This is a genomic window from Paenibacillus sp. IHB B 3415, assembly GCF_000802655.2.
GTDB lineage: Bacteria > Bacillota > Bacilli > Paenibacillales > Paenibacillaceae > Paenibacillus_AQ > Paenibacillus_AQ phytohabitans.
Genome location: NZ_JUEI01000002.1, coordinates 283,539 through 305,277 on the forward strand (window position 1 = coordinate 283,539; position 21,739 = coordinate 305,277).

10 protein-coding genes are annotated in these 21,739 nt (G+C 48.8%); 2 read left to right on the plus strand and 8 right to left on the minus strand.

Going from position 1 to position 21,739, the window contains the following annotated elements:
• Positions 1-10: 10 nt before the first annotated feature.
• A complete protein-coding gene (locus QW71_RS01670; RefSeq protein WP_039292239.1) occupies positions 11-1,669 on the minus strand; it encodes a DUF6138 family protein in 1,659 nt (552 codons plus the stop codon).
• A gap of 410 nt (positions 1,670-2,079) precedes the next feature.
• On the opposite strand from QW71_RS01670, the gene QW71_RS01675 reads away from it, so the two are divergent.
• The gene (locus QW71_RS01675; protein ID WP_052769831.1) at positions 2,080-2,523 is read left to right on the plus strand and encodes a hypothetical protein; all 444 of its coding nucleotides are present in this window, start codon (positions 2,080-2,082) and stop codon (positions 2,521-2,523) included.
• A 100-nt stretch (positions 2,524-2,623) separates the two neighbouring features.
• Here the strand turns inward: QW71_RS01675 and QW71_RS01680 are convergent, their stop codons facing one another.
• The 3 genes from QW71_RS01680 to QW71_RS01690 form a co-directional block, all read right to left on the minus strand.
• The gene (locus tag QW71_RS01680; protein WP_039292242.1) at positions 2,624-6,538 is read right to left on the minus strand and encodes a collagen binding domain-containing protein; all 3,915 of its coding nucleotides are present in this window, start codon (positions 6,536-6,538) and stop codon (positions 2,624-2,626) included.
• A gap of 572 nt (positions 6,539-7,110) precedes the next feature.
• Positions 7,111-7,308 carry an NUDIX domain-containing protein gene (locus tag QW71_RS42120; protein ID WP_052769832.1) on the minus strand — a complete coding sequence of 66 codons (198 nt, stop codon included), beginning with the start codon at positions 7,306-7,308 and terminating at the stop codon, positions 7,111-7,113.
• A gap of 7 nt (positions 7,309-7,315) precedes the next feature.
• Positions 7,316-8,179 carry an AraC family transcriptional regulator gene (locus tag QW71_RS01690; protein WP_200905866.1) on the minus strand — a complete coding sequence of 288 codons (864 nt, stop codon included), beginning with the start codon at positions 8,177-8,179 and terminating at the stop codon, positions 7,316-7,318.
• A gap of 182 nt (positions 8,180-8,361) precedes the next feature.
• On the opposite strand from QW71_RS01690, the gene QW71_RS01695 reads away from it, so the two are divergent.
• Entirely contained in the window at positions 8,362-9,660 is a 1,299-nt protein-coding gene (locus QW71_RS01695; RefSeq protein ID WP_039292244.1) for an alpha-glucosidase/alpha-galactosidase, read from the plus strand.
• Between the two features lie 86 nt (positions 9,661-9,746).
• Here QW71_RS01695 and QW71_RS36785 read toward each other — a convergent pair whose 3' ends face one another.
• The 4 genes from QW71_RS36785 to QW71_RS01715 all read right to left on the minus strand — a co-directional run bounded on the left by QW71_RS36785 (position 9,747) and on the right by QW71_RS01715 (position 21,598).
• Positions 9,747-10,097, minus strand: coding sequence for a hypothetical protein (locus QW71_RS36785; protein WP_039292246.1), 351 nt, complete (start codon positions 10,095-10,097; stop codon positions 9,747-9,749).
• A 192-nt stretch (positions 10,098-10,289) separates the two neighbouring features.
• Positions 10,290-12,911 (minus strand): phosphoenolpyruvate synthase, encoded by a 2,622-nt coding sequence (ppsA, locus tag QW71_RS01705; protein WP_039292248.1) that lies wholly within the window; start codon positions 12,909-12,911, stop codon positions 10,290-10,292.
• 277 nt (positions 12,912-13,188) lie between these two features.
• Positions 13,189-14,481, minus strand: a complete 1,293-nt coding sequence (locus QW71_RS01710; RefSeq protein ID WP_200905867.1) for a BNR-4 repeat-containing protein — start codon at positions 14,479-14,481, stop codon at positions 13,189-13,191.
• 721 nt (positions 14,482-15,202) lie between these two features.
• Positions 15,203-21,598, minus strand: coding sequence for a GDSL-type esterase/lipase family protein (locus QW71_RS01715; RefSeq protein ID WP_039292250.1), 6,396 nt, complete (start codon positions 21,596-21,598; stop codon positions 15,203-15,205).
• Positions 21,599-21,739 lie beyond the last annotated feature (141 nt).

Consider the following 21,739-nt stretch of genomic DNA (forward strand, 5'->3'; position numbering starts at 1 on the left):
AGTGGTGGTATCAGCTCCGATTGGCCGCTTGGATCAGCCCGGCAAGGTATTGCTTCTTCTCTCCCTCAGCTTTGTCAGCAAGCTTCTGCAGCTTGTTCTTCCCGCCCCAGATCAGGTAGACAAGATGTTCCACCTGGTAGTAATGCAGGCCGCGTACCTGATCGAGCAGCAGTCTAAGCAGCCCCACATCCTCCAACTCTCGCGTCATCTTCAGTTTTAATGAATCTGTACAGTACAGCATACACGTCAACAGCACGGGAAGCATCTCTCTGTTAATGCCGTATTGTTCGATTAACGCAGCTGTGAATCTATTCTGGACAGACTGATGTTCAACATCTACCTTCTCCATATATTGAAGGGCCAGCGGGAAATATGCCTGATCTGTGAGACCCAGTCCAAAGACCGCATAGCTGCCCGGCATGCAGCATTTCTCCGCTTCTGCATCCGTATACCATTCGAAGGTTTCCATCGCTGCTATGGCATACTCTTCAAGCAAAGGGTGTATCTTCGGGTATTCAAGCGCATTCGCAAAGAAACGGTGCGTGCCCGTTTTGGCGAGTCCTTTGAGCGGCAGCCAGTGCTTAACTGAGGAGGTTAGCTTGATCTGATAGCTTTTTGGAAAGCCCGACTTCAGCAGATTCGTCAGAAACCGGAGCGCAAACGCATAACTCTCCTCTGACTCCTGATTAATACGGATGCGTACCTCGGCAAATACATCATTAGCGCTACATTCCACCTGATCATTGCGTAATCTCGTAACCTCTTCAGCAAAGGCGCCGCTGCCATGATTAATTAGCCGTGCAGCCTGGACACTGCCGAGTTCGAGCGCGCATTGCAGGAAGGCAAGCCCCGCACTTCTGCTGTAGGAAGGCTCATATTTGAGGATGCAAACTGCAGCATAGATCACGAGCTCGACCATTTCTTGCCCGGCATTTTCCAGTACAGCATCTTTCTTCTTCGTAAATCCCGTCTGCCACTGGGTTCCTGTGTTCTCGAAATAACGCGGCAGCCAATGATCTTCTACCCAGTTCCTGAGTGCTACGGTGATAGTATTGCGATGCTCAGCCAGATGCTTGTTCCCCTTGTTCAGCTCTTGTATCTTGTCATACACAGCGATGGTTCTGCCGGAATCCAAGACGGGATACAGTCCTTCATCCAGGAGATGCCGGGCCAGGAAAAAAGTTTCTAGCGGCTTGGTCGGATATTTGCCGGCGTCAAGCTTGTTTAAGGTATATAGGCGGATCTGTTCCAGCAGCTGTTGCCTCTTCGCCTCATCTACATATTCAAGAATGCGCACATGGACATCACCTTCGTTCACCTTGAATTTCCCGTCAACCCTGAACCGGTAATCCAGGACTGCCGGCGGCAATGCATTTAATTTGTTCTGCATATACGAAGCAAGCTCAGGGATGATCTGCTCCCGCACTTGTACCTCTGTCAACTGCTCAGGGGTAATCTGCATCCTTTTACCCGATTCGTTTAAACCAAGCAAATTATCTGTCACATCCACTCTGCCATCCGCATATTCGATAAGAGCGTACCCGTGAATGCCCGCCTGCAGCGTGGTCCGTTTTACAATTTTCTCTGCTTCTTTATCACTGATATAGATGAGCCACTTGTCTATTTCCATTTTCATTTCTTCAAGAATTGCTTCCAGCGTATAATCCATGTCTATTACATGCTCCTTTATACAGCGATACCGGCAGTGAAGTTGTTCATGCCCATTCTATTATTATGTACATTAAATATTACCGTATCTTGATTTACCGTTCAAATCGGTTGGGGGTATCTGTCTGATGATCAATCGTTAATTGATACCGGAAATGATTATGTTTCTTAAAATGATATCTGTAATTTTCAAGGTAAATCCTTTAATTACCATACTTCCATATAAAGTATTTTATGATAATATCATCTATAGTTCTTTCGGCCGAGAGCTCAATTCTTATGAAGGGTTTGAGAAAAGTGATACTCAGACCTCTATGCTTTTGGAAATTAATGAAGCGAAAAGGATTGGTATACCTTCTTCTATTCCTTATGTTGTTAGCAATGATTGGATGCAACAAGGAAGATTCCAAGATGGGAAAGACCGGCGAACAAATCGCCGCCGATTATCTTCAAGCTCTTGGTTACACAATTGTTGCGGATGAAGGAGAGGTCACAAAATATACCTTGGAGCAGAATATGCTTGAAAACCTGGATTATATGCTGCTCTGGGCAGTTCAGGAGAAAGAACCTTCTGCCTATTTCGGGAAAGAAATCGTCTCTTATGATTTTCTTGTAAAGGATCATCCGCTGGAAAAGTTGTTTAGCCCGGAAGATTACTTTATTTCTGTGGTTGTCATGCTTGTAGACGGTGATGTTATAGGCGGAACCTCCGGTCCAAGAAGTAAAATCAAAAATCTAATCACGGCGGGCGGAGAGTATTCAATAGATGGAAAAACATTGAACGAGATAAAAGGAACCGATTATCCGCAATGGCTGGACTATTGGAAGAAAACGTACGGTAAGCGAACGGAGTGACCTGAAAGACCTGAAAGACCCTTCAATTAGAAGCGGCGGTCTTTTGTTTACCATTATTTTTTTTGAAAACTGTTCTTTAAAAAGGACTGCAAAGCCGTTTCTACTTGCGTGTCTTAAATCTCTTCGAGAGCACGAAACCAAGGATGATCAGACCCATTCCGGCTAGGTACATGCCTATCGGACTTTCTTCACCGGTCTGAGGCAGCTTACCCGGCAGACCGCCTTGATTCGTTGGTTCATTTTGTGAAGGTTCTTCAACTGTTCCTTTAGGCACTTCATCTACCACTACTTCGATCTCGATCTCCTGGTCCTCTCCATTATCGCTAACGATAATAGTGAACTTGTCTTTTCCGGTATAGCCAGGGTCAGGTGTGTACTTCCATTTCCCGTCTGGTGTAATCACGACGGTTCCATGTTCAGGCTCATCACCAAGGCTAGGAATTCCCCCAAGTGGGATTTCACCCTCGACCGGAATATCCTCTATTGTGTTGACAGCTGTTGGCTGTGGACTTGGAGGACTGCTAATTACAGGTGTTGCTGTCGGTGCATTTGTCGGTTCACTTGTAGGTTCTGGTGAAGCCGATGGTGAAACTGATGGTGTCACCGTTGGAACTACTGTTGGACCCGGCGTGACTATGACTCCTGGTATTGAAGGAGTTGTTGGTGTCGATGACGGCGTTGACGGCACATATGGTGTTGCTGTTGGCGCCGTTGGTTCTGTTGGAGCTGGCGTTGCTGTTGGTGCAACAGTCGGCGTTGCTGTTGGTACTGGTGTTGGTGCAACAGTCGGCGTTGCTGTTGGTACTGGTGTTGGCGCAACAGTCGGCGTTGCTGTTGGTACTGGTGTTGGCGCAACAGTCGGTGTTGCCGTTGGTACTGGTGTTGGCGCAACAGTCGGTGTTGCCGTTGGTTTCACCGTCGGCGATGGTGTTGGCGCTACTGTTGGTGTCGCTGTCGGCGATGGTGTCGGTGCAACCGTCGGCGATGGTGTTGGCGCAACCGTCGGTGTCGGTGTGGCCGTTGGTGATGGTGTTGGCGTCGCTGATGTTTTGTTTGTGATTTGCAGCTCTATACCTGTAGTTGAATTAATTTTAACTGCATGAGGTGTCGTATCTAACAGATAACCTGCAGGTGCATTTTTTTCAACTACTGCATAATCTCCGCCGAGCAGTTTTGTGAATTCAAGCTTGCCTTCTTCATCGGTTACTCCCTCATTAATCCAAATCTGCTCATTGCCGATGACGCGGAATAAGTCAAAGGCTGCTCCTTTGAGCGTCTTACTAGGATTATTCGCATCAATCTTTTCAATGCTGAGCGTGCCTCTGACACCGCTGCCTGTGCCGGAACCGCTGGAGAGCTGAACTATAACTTCAGAATTGGTTTCTTTGATAACCTTTTTCACATTCGTACCTGTAAGACTTACCACGTTGCTGACTGTTTCATTATTTTGTGCAGTGATCACAGATTGGTATTGAAGAATGTAAGCTTCCGAGATTTCTTTGGTAAACTTCAGTTCGAAGCTTTCTTTGCCTTCACTGTCTTTCAAGAAGTTCAGTGTATAATCTGTGCCGCGTATCAGTTCCACTCCTGAAGATGTAATCTTCCCATCACTTCCGACATTGGTCTTAAAGAGATGATAAGTGTTAGTAAGCAGAATTTGATTCTCACTCGGAGTATCTGTTACTAAAGCGTCCTTCACAACGGATTGATTACGGTTGATATACACCGTCCAGTCAATCTTATTGTTGTTTTGTGCGCCTGTCTTGGCGATATATTCGCCTCCATTAGGAATATTAACAGAAGCTTTGAGGTCAGCGGATTCTTTAGTCGTGCCGTCATACAGTACTGCAGTGTTGTCGACATCCTTCAGATCAATGACCTGATCTTTGAAAGTAGTCTTAAAGGTAACGTAAAAGGCATAATTGATCGTTTTGTTAAAGCTTACCTCCAGCTTATCGCCGGTTAGAGTTACCTTGTAATCATCTTCATCAACGTTTACATCCACCGAAGGGTTTCCATTGGTGCCGTAGATCCATTTGAACACCTTAACGGAATCCGGTTTCACAATTTGACCGCTGCTGATCGTATCCACCAATTTGGCATTAGTCAGGGTTTTCATATTATAGTTGGCCCCGACATTCCAGGTAATCTCTTTGTTGATGGCATCGTACGAACCGTTCTTGAGACCGTTATTCTTCACTTCTGCTCTTGGATCGAATGTTGATGTTGTTGTGATGGTCTTAGACTTTCCACCCTCCAGCCAATTCAACACTGCCTGATTGACAAACCGGTCTTTTCCTTCGGTCAACCAATCAAAGTTAAACTTAGTGAGGTATGTGATGGTATACGGTTCAGAGATCGGAGCTTTAAAAGTAATCGTGAACCCGTCGTTTACCGCCACAGGATCATGTTCGGTATAAACAACCTCAGTGGCGACAGCGGGACCTCCAGCGACCGGTTTAATCGTAAGGCTTCCCGGTACCAGCTTGAGTCCTGCGTTAACGAAGGTATCCGTTACTTTCAGATTTTCCATCGTCTTTGAATCTTTGTTGATCGTAATTGTCCAACGTATTGTCTTGTTCAGATAATCTTTTTCGCTGTTACCCTTGACCAATATTTGTTGGGTGATATTCTGTGAAGCTGAGTCCGAGTGTTCGCCGTAAGTCACTGTATTAATGACCTTGTCATTTTCAAAAACACGTTCCGGCGCTTTAGTTTTGTATTCGATGCGGTATGCCGAATCAATAGCATCTTTGAATTTGAGTTCAAAATGATTTTTACCATCTACCACTGTTTCTGTGATCGTGTATTTACTCTCCGGAAGTGGCTCAGTAGCCTTAACCCCTGTACCATCAGCCTTAATAGTCACCGGGTATACCTTCAGCGAACCTTCGATGAGCTTATGATTGAGGTCAATTGTATCCTTCAGGATCGCGTCGTTTGCAGAGACGTTTTTTTCATTATAATTGAATTCAATCGCCCAAGTCGTAGTCTGGGTTGCATCATCGTGATGCACGACTACCTTGTTAAGCGGCTTGCCCCGTCCTACGGTTACGGTAGTCTTCGATTCTTTGGATAAACCGTTGTCCCCCGTAAAAATAGCTGTATTCTCATAGCTGACAGCATCCTCACCGCTGGCTGTAATATCGGTGGTGAATTCTACACGATACGCCTTGGTGATCGGGCTCTGATTGAATTTCAATTCCAGCTTCGCCGTGGTGGACCCGGAGGCATCATAACTGCTACCCGGAACAGTGTCACCAGCTATAACTGTACCATCCAGCTTCACTTCAAGTTCACGGACAATAATGGAGCTTGTATCAAGCGTCAACCCATCCGGAATCGTATCGGTAACGGCTGCGTTGCCCACACTTTCCAATGTCTTGTTGACATCGACGGTCCAGCCGATTTGCGTCGGATTGTAGAATTGAGGCAATGGAGTACCTTTCTTCTCTATCGTTGAGCTGACGTTAGGCTTGAAATGAAGTTCAATTACCTGGGTGCCGCCATTAATCGGAAACGTCACAAATTGCGTGGTCGATTCTTTTATTTTTTTGGAGCTAAGCAGTGAACGGACAGTAAAGGTCCCCTGTACTTGATCATATTGTTCAATAAATTCATTAAACGTAAAGACAACATGATTATTACCTTTATCGACATGATAGGTGCCTACTGTATCTCCACCAAATAGAAGATCCCCATCCAAATCACTATAAAGCTCAAACTGATCGGGAATATTAAATTCAAAAGTGGAGCCTGCTTCATAACCGTGCCCATCTGCTAATGACCACGTATAGTTCAGCTCGGAATAGGAATCAAGCTGGTATACATTGCCGGTGACTGTCTCTGAGTAGTGCTCATCCGTATACACGGCCAGAGAAACGCTGGTGATCAGATTTTCCGTAATATTACTGGGTTCTGCATGAGCACGTTCAGTGAAAGAGCCAAAGCTTGTTGTCCATTGGGTAACCAATAGAATAAGTACGAGCCAAATGCTAATTTTTTTCATTTTCATTGATGAATACTTCCTCCTTTTTCGTCATCGATTGGTTTGAAGTCTACAGCCCATTGTCTGCGTAACCTGCATGATCACTGCGCTGATAGCAGTTTAAGTTACTGTAAACCTGACATATGAACAATTTCTGAACAGCTTCGGGAAAACCAATAAATGACATGCAAAAAGGAGGTGGAGAATGACTCTTATACAACAAAAATTTCGGGATTAGCGTGTTATGATATCAAAACACCCCGCCAAGCTAAGTGCTCGGCGGGGTGTTTGTAAATGTATAGATGATATCCCTTTTACTTAATCACGGGTTATAAAGTGCTCCACTCCATCTGCTAAATTCGAGATTTTCTTCTTAAGAAACTCAGGGTAAACCTTATACTCCTGTAAATCATTTAGATCTACCCACTTGAAAATCAATCTGGATTCATCCGTTTCTAAGGAATTAAAAAGTCCACTTAAAGGAATCTGCGTAGCGCTGTTTAAACTAACTAGATGATAATGACATAACGTATGCGCTTCTTTTACTCCCCACTTCCAAAAGGCTTCCTCAACCCAAACTAACCGTTTTACTGATATGTTTACACGAGTTCTTCCTTATACTCACGGATAAGAACCTCTGCACTTGTCTCCCCCCAAGCCACATGACCACCTGGAAGAGCATATTCAGTATCTTCGACTCCTCTTTGAAGAAGAATCTTACCATCATGAAGCAAAACTCCGGCGCTCCGGAAATTATGAATATGATTCTCTTCTACAATAACCAATAGTATCACCATGCACCAGCTAATCCCCGTTCCTCAGACCCGCCCGGTACTCGCTCGGCGGCATGCCGGTGTGCTTGCGGAATTGCTTGGAGAAATACAGCGCATCATTGAAGCCTACGGACGAAGCCACCTGCTCTATGGTCAGCGGAGACCCGAGTAGTTGTCTGGCCTTGTCCATCCGCATTTTGAGCAGAAACTGCTTGGGCGACAATCCGGTTCGCTGCTTGAAGGCTTTGGACAGATGCACCCGGTGGTAGCCGAGAGAGGACGCCAGGTGATCAATACTGATCTGTTGGTGGAACTGCAGCGAAATCCAGCGGATGGCCTGGTCAATCTGCCGGTCAATCATCTCGGGCATCTCGGCAGGATGCAGGGGCAGCGCGCTTAAATTACCCAGCCCAAATTGATGTAGCAGCAGCCGTGCCCAGCCTGAAGCCTCCAGACTCTCCAGCCGCGGGTAAGCAGACTGCTGGAAGGCATGCCGGATTCGTTCGTACAAGCTATGAAGCTCTGTGACATTACCGGAATGCATGAAGGGTTGTTCTCTGGTAATGCCGACAGCGGAGAGAAGTTCTTGAACGCCAATCCCTTGCATGGCTACCCAGGCATAATGCCAAGGGACATTCTGATCTGCCTGATAACTGAAGAGCGCACCGGGGAAAATAACAAAGGTGTCCCCACTCTTGCACTCGGCAGAGAACATACCGCTTTGAAACAGACCCCCGCCTTCCAGGACAGTATGTATCAAATAAAAATCGTGAACGGAAGGTCCGATTTTATGGCCGGGATAAGGTCTTGCCTCCCCGCTGAACAGGACAGACAGATCCTGCTCCTCAGGTGTAAGATTAATCCCTAAAGTGAAATCATAATGGTCCGGATTCATATGCAACATTCCTCCATATTTATCTTGTCTTTCTCCATAGTCGTTCCTTCTGTTCTATTCTATAGTGATTATAGAAGAAAACAGCGGAAAAAGCTTCTAAACCAACGATTATCATTCGGATTAAGATTCATATTTCCAAATGAATGAAGCGTATTCCGCAACTTACGGGAGGCTAATGTCTAATGTCCAAAATTACATTTATCGGTGCCGGCAGCACGGTTTTTGCCAAAAACGTCTTGGGGGATATCATGGCGACGGCTGCACTTCAGGGGTTTGAGCTTGCACTATATGATATTGATCTTCAGCGGCTCAAAGACTCCGAGAATATGCTTACGAACCTGAAGAACAGCGGCGGCAGCACCTGTACCATCATCGCCTATACCGACCGCAAAGAAGCGCTGCGCGGCGCCAAATATGTAATCAATGCCATTCAGGTCGGCGGATATGATCCATGTACCATTACAGATTTTGAAATTCCGAAGAAGTACGGCTTGCGTCAGACCATTGCGGACACTGCAGGCATCGGCGGATTATTCCGCAATTTGCGCACGATTCCGGTCATGCTCGATTTCGCTGCGGATATTCGTGAGGTCTGTCCGGATACGCTGTTCCTGAACTACACGAACCCGATGGCTGTTCTAACGAATGTGATGAACACTTACGGCGGCGTAAATACGGTGGGATTATGCCACAGCGTGCAGCAATGTATCCCCGGATTATTCAGTCACCTCGGGATAGAACAGGAAGGTGTACAGGCGACGATTGCCGGCATCAACCACATGGCCTGGCTGCTCAAGGTTACCAAGGACGGCAAGGACTTGTACCCGGAGATCAAACGCCTCGCTGCAGAGAAGCAGCTTGAGCCTCACGGTGATATGGTGCGCTATGAGATGATGCTGAAATTCGGCTATTACATTACAGAATCCTCCGAGCATAATGCCGAATACCATCCGTATTTCATCAAAAGAAATTATCCTGAGCTGATCGAGCGGTTCCAGATCCCTCTTGACGAATATCCGCGCCGTTGCGTAGAACAGATTAGTCGCTGGGAACAGATGCGTGAGGAGCTGGTGAATAATCAGGAGCTTACGCATGAACGTTCACATGAATACGCCTCTTATATTCTGGAAGCGATGGAGACCAATGTGCCGTTTAAGATCGGCGGCAACGTTATGAACACAGGACTGATTCCTAATCTGCCCAAAGAAGCCTGTGTCGAGGTCCCTTGTCTGGTTGACCGCAGTGGAGTGACTCCGACCTACGTAGGCGATTTGCCTCCGCAATGTGCCGCACTGAACCGGACGAATATCAATACACAACTGCTAACGATTGAGGCCGCCATGACACGCAAGAAAGAGCATATCTACCACGCAGCCATGCTGGACCCGCATACTTCAGCAGAGCTATCGATGGATGATATCATTAATATGTGTGATGAGCTGATCGCTGCCCATGGTGACTGGCTGCCTGACTATCAATAAAAGGTGAAGTTTGTTTGATCGCTATAAGCAAAGAAGCCTCCTATAGAGCTCTATAGGGGGCTTCTTTGCTTATGATAAATTTCAGTTCAACGACTCCATTCGCTCATGCTGTCTGGATTGAAATCTAACTCCTTGCCGCTTTGATTAACCACATATACTCTCTCCGGCGGACTTTCCAGGCTTTTACCCGTAAGTACAAGCTGGCGCCCTCCTTCAATGGGATAATTCCTTATATATAATCCTGAACCGGTATCCTCAAAAGAATATTTGTTCAAATCGCTCCAATCCAATGTGTTGCCCTTTTCCGATAAATCCGTTAATTCATTCAATGAAATATAGCCGTCCGGCCCTCCTTCCTGGTTGTTTTGGCATGCTGAACCAATCATTAGAACGAATAACACTATCATTGATAACTTCAAATATTTAGCTAGTCTCATATACAACCCTCTCCAGAATGCCATTATCCAGCTGGTGATCTATAGGGGTAAATATACCATAATATAGAAGTCAACACTAAGTCTGCAATAAGAATCTCCTAGCTTCTGTTTCTCCAATAGAAGACTCTTCGTTGAACGTCTTTTGGTAAAAACTTGTATACCCTTCCTTACCCCTCCGGTCATGCTGCATGATTATTGTATTTGCAAAATCTCAACATACCCATCGGTTCCATGCACGCGGATGCGTTGCCCGTCCTGGATGAGTCTGGTGGCATTCTCCACTCCGACAACTGCCGGTAAGCCGTATTCCCGTGCGATCACTGCGCCATGGGTCATCAGTCCGCCGACTTCGGTAATTAGGCCTTTGATGGAGACGAACAACGGGGTCCAGCTGGGGTCAGTAAACAAGGTGACCAGAATATCCCCCTCCTCCAGATTAGCCTCTTCCATGTTGAGGATCACACGTGCCCTGCCTTCTACCATTCCGGAAGAAACAGGCAGACCTGCAATAGCCCCAGCCGGGAGATGATCCCGTTTATACTGGCCGGACAGAATTTCTCCGTCAGAGGTAATCACGCGCGGGGGAGTGAGCTTGTCATATAATTTATAGTCATCTTTACGTTTATTGATGAGCCGGTAATCGGTTGTATTCGTGCGGACGGCTTCGTGAAGCTCTTCAAAATTGAGGTAGTATATATCTTCTGTGTCGCGGATAATGCCTGCTTGAACGAGCCGTCCGGCTTCCTTCAGTATCGCCTGCTTATAAACCAGGTAACGGCTAACCATGCCGTATTTAGGATATTCCCGGTAACCGATGTAATTCCGGACCAGGTCAATCATTACTTTGGTTTCTTCGGCTTTGTGTACTCCATCCGGTAACTGCTTCAAGCGGTCTAACAGCTCCCGTTCTTTATCCCAAGCTTCCTGCCGCCCCTGCTCAAATTTCTGTCTGCTGGCATCCGGTGCAAAGTTCCTGATGTTGCTAAGAATCATGGGGATCAGTATCGCCGGTTTCTCGCTCCAGCGGGTTCTGGTAATATCGATTTCTCCGGTACACCGCATTCCGTATTTGCTGAGATAATCCGTCAGCGCGTCACGGGTTTCTAGTCCGCCCTCTAAGGTAATCAGCCCGTCCAGGAAGTCCTCCTCTTGTGTACTCTGTAGATAATCAATGACCTGCGGGTAAGGACGAATCACATCTGCGACATCCATCAGTTCCAGACCCATTTCCGAAGTAATATTGTTCTGCACCGATTGCGAAAGGGTATCAGCCGCGTTAATTTCACCTAACCACTCGTTCATTTTTTCGTTAATCCATGCGGAAGCATCCATTGCGGCCATGAACACTGCCGTACTTTGCGGGTTGAATAGAACCCTCTTCAGTTCCTGGATATCTTCAAGGATGAACTCGAATAGAGCCGAGCCTGATTTCGTCTTGATGTTGTGTTTCAGCTCTTCTACCGATGCTTCATTACTCTTGATCAGCTCCGTAACGATGGCCGGATCGCTGCCGGCAGGTGTTTGATCGCCTGCGGGCGGCTTATCTGGATTGCTTTTGCCGGACTGCGCTACCGCTTCAGCTTGCGGTGAGATTTGTATGAAATCTCCCCGCTCCACGATAGTCATAAGCGCGTCTTTGACGAGCGGATCGGATTTCCCCAAGGTATCGATGATCATCATTCTGGCGGGCGAAGCCAAATAGGAGGTGACATCGACAAACAGTCTTCCGCCGGCTATACGCATGGGAGCAGGAGTAATTAACAGGTGAAAAGACAGTCCCAGCGGCTTCATAGCATCTGTCATCATTTGCCCATGACCCACAGATACATAAGCGCGGTTCTCTTGATCACTGGCTTCAGGGATCGGGAATAGCGTGGTGATGGGCCGGCTCTGCACAATATAGAAGGTATCATCAGCCAGACACCATTCAATGTCCTGGGGTGAGCCAAAATAAGCCTCGATTTGTCTTCCAATACGTTCCAGCTGTAAAATTTGCGGTTCAGTAAGCGTCTGCGCCTGTTGCTGGCCGGAATCAAGCTGCCGGGTTTCGGTACCGCCTTGCGGCAGTCCGTAGATTGCCAATGTTTTGGCTGCAATCCGCCTATCGACGATCTCGCCCTCCTTCACCTTATAGCAATCGGGAGACACCAGGCCTGAGACCAATGCTTCTCCAAGTCCAAAGCCGGCGTCAATGGACAGCAGCTTGCGGTTATTCGTAACCGGATCAGCGGTAAACAGAATGCCCGAAGCCTGCGGGAAGACCATCCTTTGAACGATAACCGATAAATAGACCTGACTGTGGTCAAAACCATTCTGCAGCCGGTAGATTACCGCTCGGTCCGTGAATAGTGAGGCCCAACATTTGCTGATATGCTGGAGGATGGCATCAACGCCGATAATATTCAAATAGGTGTCTTGCTGGCCGGCAAAAGAGGCATGCGGCAGATCCTCAGCAGTCGCACTGGAACGTACCGCGTAAGCCTGTTCACTCCCCAGCCGGGAGAGAACCTGTGTAACTGCTGTTATAACCCCGGAAGGAATTTCTGCTTCCGTAATGATCCTACGGATCTCCCTGCTGATTTCACTAATCTGCTCCCGGTTGTCCGTTCGCAGCGTGGTTAGCCGGCTCAGTAAGACATGATAGGTTTCGTTATGCAAGATTGCTTCCTGATAAGCCGCAGTTGTAACACAGAAGCCTTCGGGGACTTGGATGCCTTCTATTCCTGATAACATCCCCAGATTTAACCCTTTGCCGCCAACCAGCAACAGCTGCGTATTATCCATTTCCTCAAAACCAAGAACCAAAGCATCCATTCCATATCTCCCCTAACTATTGAGTTGAAAAAATATTTGACAAGAAATTTCCGGCATGTTATATTAAATATATAAGATGCATCAACTTTGTTATTTAAAATCAAAACAGTTGTGAAGTGATTATATCATCGTGTATGTATATATGCAATATGAAGAACCTGAGCTGCAGCTCAGGTTCTTTTTTTGACGCATGGAAAGTTACATTGAAGCGGACTGAGATTCCGCAAATAACGCCTGATTAACACAAATAAAGGAATCTGAGTCCTCCTCTATTCGTCTATTCGTTACGCCCGTAGTAGAGCTTAAGGTTCGTCACATCCACCAGATACAGGATATCGATACCTTTGGGACTGCGGTCAACCGCCAGCCGCTCGACCGGGATACCCGGCGCAAGCGATGTATCGGTCCAGCCTGCGCCCGTATTTAAGGCCATGAATGCACGATCGCTGCCGCTGCTTTTCACGTAATAGATTCTTGCGGCATTGCCTGCCCAGGTCACATCAATCGCGGCTGTAGTCGGAGCTGCATTATAGACCGTCTGCAGCACCCAGCCTCCTGTGCCATAAGTGGCCTGCTTAACCGAGAAGCTCGTGGCGCCTTCTTCACGATAGCGGTAAGCGATAACCGGGCGGCCGAGAGTATCGAGCGTCATTTTTGCGCTCTGAACGCCCGGTCCGCCGGGATCACTGCCACTCTGTACATAGGCTTCACCAGGAGCCATAGGCTGCACAATATCTGCGGTAGTCAGTGAGACCGGAGCTGACACAGGAGTTCCGTCTGCTTTGGAGAATACCCCCGTGGAAGGACTATATTTCAGATAAGACAGCTGGTGGCGCAGGGGGCTGGCTGCAAAATACGCCCACTCGAACAAGATATGAAGATCTCCGCTGGCATCAAAGACCAGATCGTCAGGGTAGACAGACCGGTTAAGGTGCGCGGCAATCACCTTGACCTGGCTCCACACAGATTCGGCATTATTCCAGCGGAACAGAACGGCCTCTCTTTTGCCTGCCGGATCTTTATCAGCACGCACCATCAGATACAAATCCCCGTTCGGGGCTGTCGCCAATACCGGATAGGTTACCGTCATGCCTTGAGGCAGCTCATCGGAGTGATTCTGCGGAATCCCGCCTACCGTATCCGAACGGAAGTACTGCCATGGATTGCTGTGCATGGAGGCGAATACGTGAAACCGGCCGCTCCCGTCTCTGGCCATCGACGGCTGATTATGCCCCAGATCGTCGATATACTCTGCAGGTGCGGTACCGTTCATGAGCGGCAGCTTGCTCCAAACCCCATCGTTATCCCGTCTGGCAATGGCTACGGTATGTTTACCGGCAATAGTTCCCGGTGCATTATAGGCCATGTACGCATACTCATAACCCAGTCCATACGTGGCAAGGGGAGACCACCATCCGGCCTGATTGCTGGAATCCATCGGAAATGGAACCTCTTCCAGCACAGCGGCTGCGCTACCTGTTCCTGCTGGCAGCATAAGCATCAGCACTGGCAGCATAAGCATCAGCACTGTCATCATGAGTCCGAGCTTCCATTGTTTAATTTTCTTCAACCCTTCCGCCTCCCTCAGATAAATGCTTCGTGTGAAGCACAGCTTTCTTCATTCTTGAAAACGCATTCAATTTTGTCCGGGGCACCTCCTTCCCTATGGTCTTTCAAGTATTTCTGGCCCAAGAATAGCACGCAAAAGCGTGAAATGTTACTGTACTTTTGCAAGATTACTGTATACGGGGATAGAAAATTCTACAAGACAAAATCACCCTAACGGGCGAAACAAGCTGGAGCTTAAGCGCCTATGCACCTAATGCAGATTTAAAGGTTACATTGTGTTCGATTTTTCGCATATATTTGGTCCGGTTACCTCCGCAGAAGCACAATGTGTTCGATTTTCCGCATACATTTGATCAGGTTATCTCCACGTAAGCACAATGTATTCGATTTTTCGCATACATATGGTCCGGTTACCTCCACGGAAGCACAATGTGTACGGTTTTTCGCATACATATGGTCCGGTTACCTCCATGGAAGCACAATGTGTTCGATTTTTCGCATACATTGGCCCTCCTTTGGCCCGACTTCCGGGGATTCAGTGGGATTCCTGATACAAGAACACATTCGTCCTTCTGACAGATCTGCTCCAAATTCGAAAGAAACCTATTGTCCACAACTCAAGCCTATCATCATTTCCTATGCAATAAAAAAAGGAAAGTCCGGGTCACGGACTTTCCTGAATGTGAAGCTTAGGCATCTGCCAGGCTATCAGCCTGACCGGTCTATTTCCGTACCGTGACGATCATCTTCGGCGTTCTGGTTTCACCCGCCGGGTTGCGTAACACCACCTCGTATTCATAGGTCCCCGGAGCTTTGCCGGAAATTGCAGTGACTGCCGATTGTGCACCTGGTGTCTGTGCCCGCAGGGTTTGGGTATCTACCAGAATTCCATTCTCATATAGCTCATATCCGGTAGCATTCGTACCCCACCACAGATTCATACTTACATTATAGCTGCCGTCCCCGTCCCAGTTGTCGTTAGACAATACGGCTTGCCCTGGAGAGGCATCCGAGACTGTTACACTCAGCGGGGCACTCTTCGTTGTACCGTATGAATTGCTCAGTTCGCCTGTATAGACATACGTACCATTCCGTTTGCCGGCAATATCGATCTGTACAGACTGGGCGGAAGGGGACTGGTCTGCCAGAGACACTTCTTGGATCAGCTCACCGTTCTCATACAGCTTGAACTTTGTGCCGTTGTTCCCCCACCAGAGATTCATGGTGATGGCGTAATCTCCGTCTCTTAGCCCAGTATCATGGCCGTTGTTGTCGGACAATACAGGAGTGCCGGGGGCACTGTCCGCAAGTGGCGTTCCCTGGCTGATCCATGCTGCCCACTTACTGAGTACATCTGCCTGTTCCGCTGTAAATACCGTATTTCTGCCGGCATTGACATCATTGCCATAGGCTGCGAGCAGCTGCCGTGCCTTCGCACCTTCATGTGCACCCGCTGCTAGTTCTGCCAGCTGCAGTTTGCCTCCCAATTCTTCGGCAAGTGCCCCGGCGCCCGGATCTTCCGATGCGGCTGCGAAGGTACGTGTCAGCTCAGCCAAACTTGCAAAGGTAGCCGAAATGCCGAAACTGAAATCCACACTCGTTTCCCGGCCCGCTAAGTCGGACACCGTAGCTGTTACCTCATGCAAGCCAGGCTCCAGCGTATAAGCAGGAGCGTTCAACAGCACGCCGCTTGGTTCTGCTACACCGGACACGGTATCGGAAGCTGTATAAATAATCTCTACCTGCTGGTCAATCGTGTATTCTGTCTGGCCCTGAATATAGATGGCCGGAGGGGCGAGATCCACAGGCACCGCAAGTATCTGTTCAGCCTCCTTATTGCCGTCCAGGTCAACGCTCCAGTAAGTGACGCTGTGCTTGCCCTCATCGCTCAGCGTCAGCTTCGTTCCGCTCTGAATCTCTCCGCCGTCGACTTGATAGTAAGTCGAATCGACTCCGGAATCTTCATCCGTTGCGGTAAACGTAACTTCTACCGCTGAAGTATACCAGCCATTCTGCAACTCTCCTGCCATAGCCGCAGTAGTATGCGGCGCTGTCTCATCCGAAGGCTCATCCACCAGTGTAACTAAGGCAGAGAGCGGAATGTCCAGCTTTTGCACAAGCTTTGCGACCATCCCGGATACCTTTACCGCACCGTTCATCTGAAGATGTGTGTTGTCCTCAGTTGTACCTACCCACATAAATATGGATTTGGTACCTTCCGGTCCAAGCTCCTGGAAAGATTCCCAGCTGGCTTGATTCAGATCAATCAGCAGGGCTCCGGTCTCCTGTGCCGTTTCTTTCATCGCTTGCACATATTCCGGGAAGCTCTTGTTCAATACTTCTCCGGTGAAATCGCGCCGGTTCACCGGCGTGACCAGCACAGGAATTGCGCCTCTCTGCACAGTACCGTTAATGTAATCTTTCAGATACACCTTGAACTGCTCCGGTGTAAGATAACGTTCCGGCCGGGACGGTGTGGAATCATTATGCGACCACTGCATGAACAGATAATCTCCTTCATGAATGCCCAGCAGGATATCGTTAAGATATCCGCCAACCATGAAGGTCTTGCTGCTTAAGCCGCTGACAGCACGGTTATCAATACGAATCTGTTCCAGATCGAAGTAACCGCCCAGTGTCTCGCCCCATCCGGCCTGCGGGCGATAGCTTTCTGCATAATTGGCGACCGTGGAATCACTTGCCAGATAGAGAGTCGGCTGGTCAGCGGCACCGGCCTCCGGCAGCCGCTCAATCTTCAGCGCGTTGATCTTCGGTGCAGTGCCGGAGAAGGCAAAGTCAAAGACACCGTCAATCAGGGCAATGTCATAAGTCACTTCGCTAAACTGCCCTTTGGCTATAGTAGTAATCGGAACTTTGGTCATTTGTTCGACAACCACAGCAGCGTTAGTCGCTTCCTGTGCATCACCAATGGTCATGGTTACACGGTAATTAGCCGGCTTCATTTCCACCAGGAGGCTGCTGCCGTTCATGCGGATGAAATCCTCTGTCAGCGCATTTCCGGTTTCGCGGTTCTCATCCTGTACCAGCGCGGTATCCGTAAAGCCATAGCCATTCCCTTCAATATAAGCTCTTTTGGAATCTACGCTGGTGTATCCTTGCGCAGCGCTTCCGGAGCCGAAATCAAATTTGTATACGCTGATATCACCAGCCGGGCTACTGGTCAGTGATTCCCTCGCGACTGTCAGCAGGTTCACTGCATGGTCGACTTGAGCCTGTGTGGCAGCTGTACCCAGCACTGCTTCCACAGCCGCCAAAGCTTTATTTAGCACAGCTACAGATGCGTCCGTATAGGCTGACAGATCCAAGGCTTTCACTTCTTGATGCAGCGCAATTAATGCCGCCTGATCGCCTGCAACCGGTGGAAGCATCTTGCCTTCGAGCTTCACATTATCGATCTGCGTGGTCCAACTGAGCGTGCCGCCGCCTCCCTTTCTCGTTCCCAGGAACCGGAATCCCCTTACGTTATTGGCATAAACGCCGGGACTCATCGGGATATCCTTGATCGTCTGAGTGACAGTGGGGTCAGCCAGACTCGTCAATGTCAGATCAATCTTCTTCTCGGCAAAATTAATCTTCACATTGGCATTGACCCACTGGTTCTTCAGAATGTCCGTCGCAATTCCGCCATCCGGAACAGCTGTGGTGCCGGTTCCGTAGTCAGGTGTGTACGGGCCCACAAAATAATGGATTTTTGTACCGGGACTGGTTGTTCCTGTTTTTGTTAACAGTGTGAGAATGATATTCTCGTTTGCATCCTGCAAGGTCAGATGTCCTTCTGACGGGGTAGCACCTACGTTGCCGGAATGCCAGTTGAAATTAACATTAACGATGTCCCCGTTCACCGCATCGAACAACCGGAACACTTTCGCGCGATTCCCGGAGCCGGAACCGGTAACCGACATCACCTTGTTACCGCTTTGCTCGGTGACCGTGCCTGTCATTGTCCCGGCTATACCCGTGGCATTCACCATTGAATATTGAGCGGTAGCCGGATCACCCTCAAAGTTCTCCTCATAGACCTGAACCTCCGGTTCTGGCTCCGGTTCCGTAATATCCGGATCGATTACTAAAGGTGATATGGTTAATCCCATGTCTTTCACCGCACCGGCTACCAGACCGGCAATAACCTGCGCACCGTAGCTGCTGAAATGCGTATTATCCCCTACTCCGTTCGGGTACTTCGGATATTCGCCGGGATTAGCGTACAGGAAGATTTTCTCCGTAGCCGCCAGGCCGATACGATTGTAATCCGCAATGCTTAACTGGCTCAAATCGATCAGCGGTACATTCAGTTCTACTGCTACTTCTTTGGCCGCCTTCACATATTCGGGGAAGCTTAAGTTAAATTCCTGAGTGACTGTATTGAAGTCTCTTCGTCCTACCGGCGTAAGCAGGACAGGGGTTGCACCGCGCTGCTTGGCTCCGTTCACATAACGGGCCAGGTAGGTTTTATAATCCGCCGGGGAGGCATAGCGGTCAGGAATTCCTATGCTGGCATCGTTATGACCGAAGGAGATGAAGAAGAAGTCTCCCGGTTTGATCCGCTGCAATATCGTATCCAGACGGCCGTCAACCATGAACGATTTGCTGCTTCTGCCGCCGATCGAATCGTTCTGGACCACCACACCATTCGCAAAATATCGTCCGAATTGCTGGCCCCACCCTTCTTGGGGAGCCTGCGCACTGCTATAAGACTGCATCGTGGAATCACCGGCCATATAGATCGTCTTCGCATTTCCCGGCGTCTTCTCCGGGTACTTCTCGATAATAATCTCCTGCACGTCAATGGCTGTGCCGGAGAAAATGAGCTCCAGCTGACCGTCTACAACCGCAATATCATACGAGTAGACCAGAGGTGCTCCCGCGCTCACACCAGTGACGGCCAGCTTTTGAACAAATTCAGATTTGACGCCGATATTGGAATCCCGGGTATCAGCACCAAGCTTGAGAGTTACCTTGTAATTGGCACTCGGCAGGTCAACAGCAAACTTCGTGTTGTCCGGAAGCGAAACATGATTTGCGCCCAGTGTAATTCCGCTTGTACTCTCAAAGCCGTATCCGGTTGCCTCTGTGTAAGCTGTATCCTGAACTGCTGTTGCTCCGGCAGCCGGGTCCGTACCGAAGTCAAAGTGATAGACCTGCTGAGGTGTTTCTTGTGCTCCGGTCAGAGTGACCTTCGCTTTAGGGAATTCGGTCGCTTCCGCTCCGAGATAGAATCCGGTATGCGGCGGCTGGTTGTACGCGACATTCTGCCAGGCTATCCCTAAACGGTATACCGGATCTTGCATCAGCGCAGGAATCCGGTAATTCGTAGGAATGGTTGTCGTAAAGAGTCTATACTCCGAGCTGTCTTCGCTGCGCAGCAGCAGCTCTTCACGCCAATCGCCCAGGATATCCGCCTGAAGGGCAGGATTGCCTTTGGTATGATTATTGGTCAAGGTACCGGTTGCCCGGAAAATCTCCTTCAGCTGCTTATTCTCATAATCCCACTTGTAAACGAGCGGAATGCCTTTCGCTGTAGTGTTATTCCATTCATGGTCGAACAGCTCCCGCTGAAGATCCCCGTCCCACCAGATGGCAAAGTTGGCGCTTCGCGGCACTTCATTCTGTTCATAAATAACCTCTCCATTAGCCGCATATCCGCGGGATAAAGGGTCCATCTGACCCTCCACAATCGTGGCTGCCCATGATTCATATCCCGGGTAGTTCGGATCAATATCCGCCGACATTCCGCGTCCGGTATCCTTACCGGTATACTGGCCCCAGATAATCTCACCCGTTGCAGCATCACGCATCTCCAGCCCGTATTCAGCGTTCGTATGCTCATGCACACTCACAATCTGGTAACCTTCCCGGCCCGGATCGAGCTTGCCGGCATGCATCGCATCGCCATGGCCGAGTCCGGTGCTGTAGATTAGGGCTCCATCATCATCAATCGCCAGGGAACCGTACATGATTTCGTCTTTACCGTCACTGTCAACATCAAGCACGCTTAGATTGTGATTGCCCTGTCCCTCATATTGCGCTCCGGCTTCATTCGTGTCGAAGTTCCAGCGTTTCACCAGCTCGCCGCCAACATAGTCGTAAGCTGTGAGAGTCGTTCGTGTATAGTAGCCGCGGGCCATGACTACGCTTGGCTTCACGCCATCCAGATAGGCAATCCCCGCCAGGAAGCGGTCTACGCGGTTGCCGTATCCGTCCCCCCACGCACTTACATCCCCTCTTGGAGGGTCGTAATTCACGGTGGATACGGCTGCTCCGGTCTGACCGTCAAACAGCGTCAGATATTCTACTCCGGAGAGGATATATCCGCTCTCATTGCGGTAATCCTTCGTGCCGTCACCGATGACTGTGCCTTGGCCGTCCTTCGTGCCGTCCGCTGTTTTGACGACGACTTCAGCTTTGCCGTTGCCGTCCAGATCATACACCATCAGTTGAGTATAGTGGGCTCCGGCGCGGATGTTGACACCCAGGTCGATTCGCCATAACTTCGTGCCATCCATTTCAATGGCATCGATATAGACGTTGCCGGTATATCCGGCCTGTGAATTGTCCTTGGAATTGCTCGGACTCCACAAGAAAACGATTTCATAATCACCGTCGCCATCCAAATCTCCTACAGAAGCATCTCCGGCGTAGTAGGAATACGTGCCGCCGTCTTTGGTGCGGCCGTCAGCCGGTTTATCCAGCGGAATGGGCATATAGCCGTTGTGCAGCACCGGTACGGTCTCTGCCTGCATCTCTTCCTTACCGGCAATGACGGTAGAAATCTGATACTGGGAACTGTCTGCGCCTGTCGCGTCCACGTAATTGGTGGAGCCGCTGATCGGAGCTGAGTTTACTTTATATCCGTTTTTATATACATTGAAAGCGATTTCATCTGAATCCGTATTCAAGTACCTCCAGCTCAAGTAGACACCGTTATCAACCAGGACCGCTACTAACCCCCGGTTCAGATATTCTGCCTGACGTGCGGGAAGACTGCCCGTTGATTCTGCATGTACCGGAGATGCCGGAATGGCAAGCGGGATAACCAGTAGTAATGATAATAAGAATGCGAACACTGATTTCTTGACGAAAATTTTTTTTTTGCCCATGTACTTAACTCCTCCTATTATTCTAAACTCATTTAGAAATCGGGGGAAACTTGTACGTTCACATCATAGTTGTCATTTAACATACCTGCTGCAGTCCTCTTAATCTCAATATGCTATACCCGCTCAGCCAGAGGTAATCAT

Bases quoted from the DNA above. Each gene is read 5' to 3' on its own strand.
- QW71_RS01670 (WP_039292239.1), bottom strand. From the start codon at position 1,669: ATGGATTATACGCTGGAAGCAATTCTTGAAGAAATGAAAATGGAAATA.
- QW71_RS42120 (WP_052769832.1), bottom strand. From the start codon at position 7,308: ATGGTGATACTATTGGTTATTGTAGAAGAGAATCATATTCATAATTTC.
- QW71_RS01690 (WP_200905866.1), bottom strand. From the start codon at position 8,179: ATGAATCCGGACCATTATGATTTCACTTTAGGGATTAATCTTACACCT.
- QW71_RS01715 (WP_039292250.1), bottom strand. From the start codon at position 21,598: ATGGGCAAAAAAAAAATTTTCGTCAAGAAATCAGTGTTCGCATTCTTA.
- QW71_RS36785 (WP_039292246.1), bottom strand. From the start codon at position 10,097: ATGAGACTAGCTAAATATTTGAAGTTATCAATGATAGTGTTATTCGTT.
- QW71_RS01695 (WP_039292244.1), top strand. From the start codon at position 8,362: ATGTCCAAAATTACATTTATCGGTGCCGGCAGCACGGTTTTTGCCAAA.
- ppsA (WP_039292248.1), bottom strand. From the start codon at position 12,911: ATGGATGCTTTGGTTCTTGGTTTTGAGGAAATGGATAATACGCAGCTG.
- QW71_RS01675 (WP_052769831.1), top strand. From the start codon at position 2,080: ATGGGAAAGACCGGCGAACAAATCGCCGCCGATTATCTTCAAGCTCTT.
- QW71_RS01680 (WP_039292242.1), bottom strand. From the start codon at position 6,538: ATGAAAATGAAAAAAATTAGCATTTGGCTCGTACTTATTCTATTGGTT.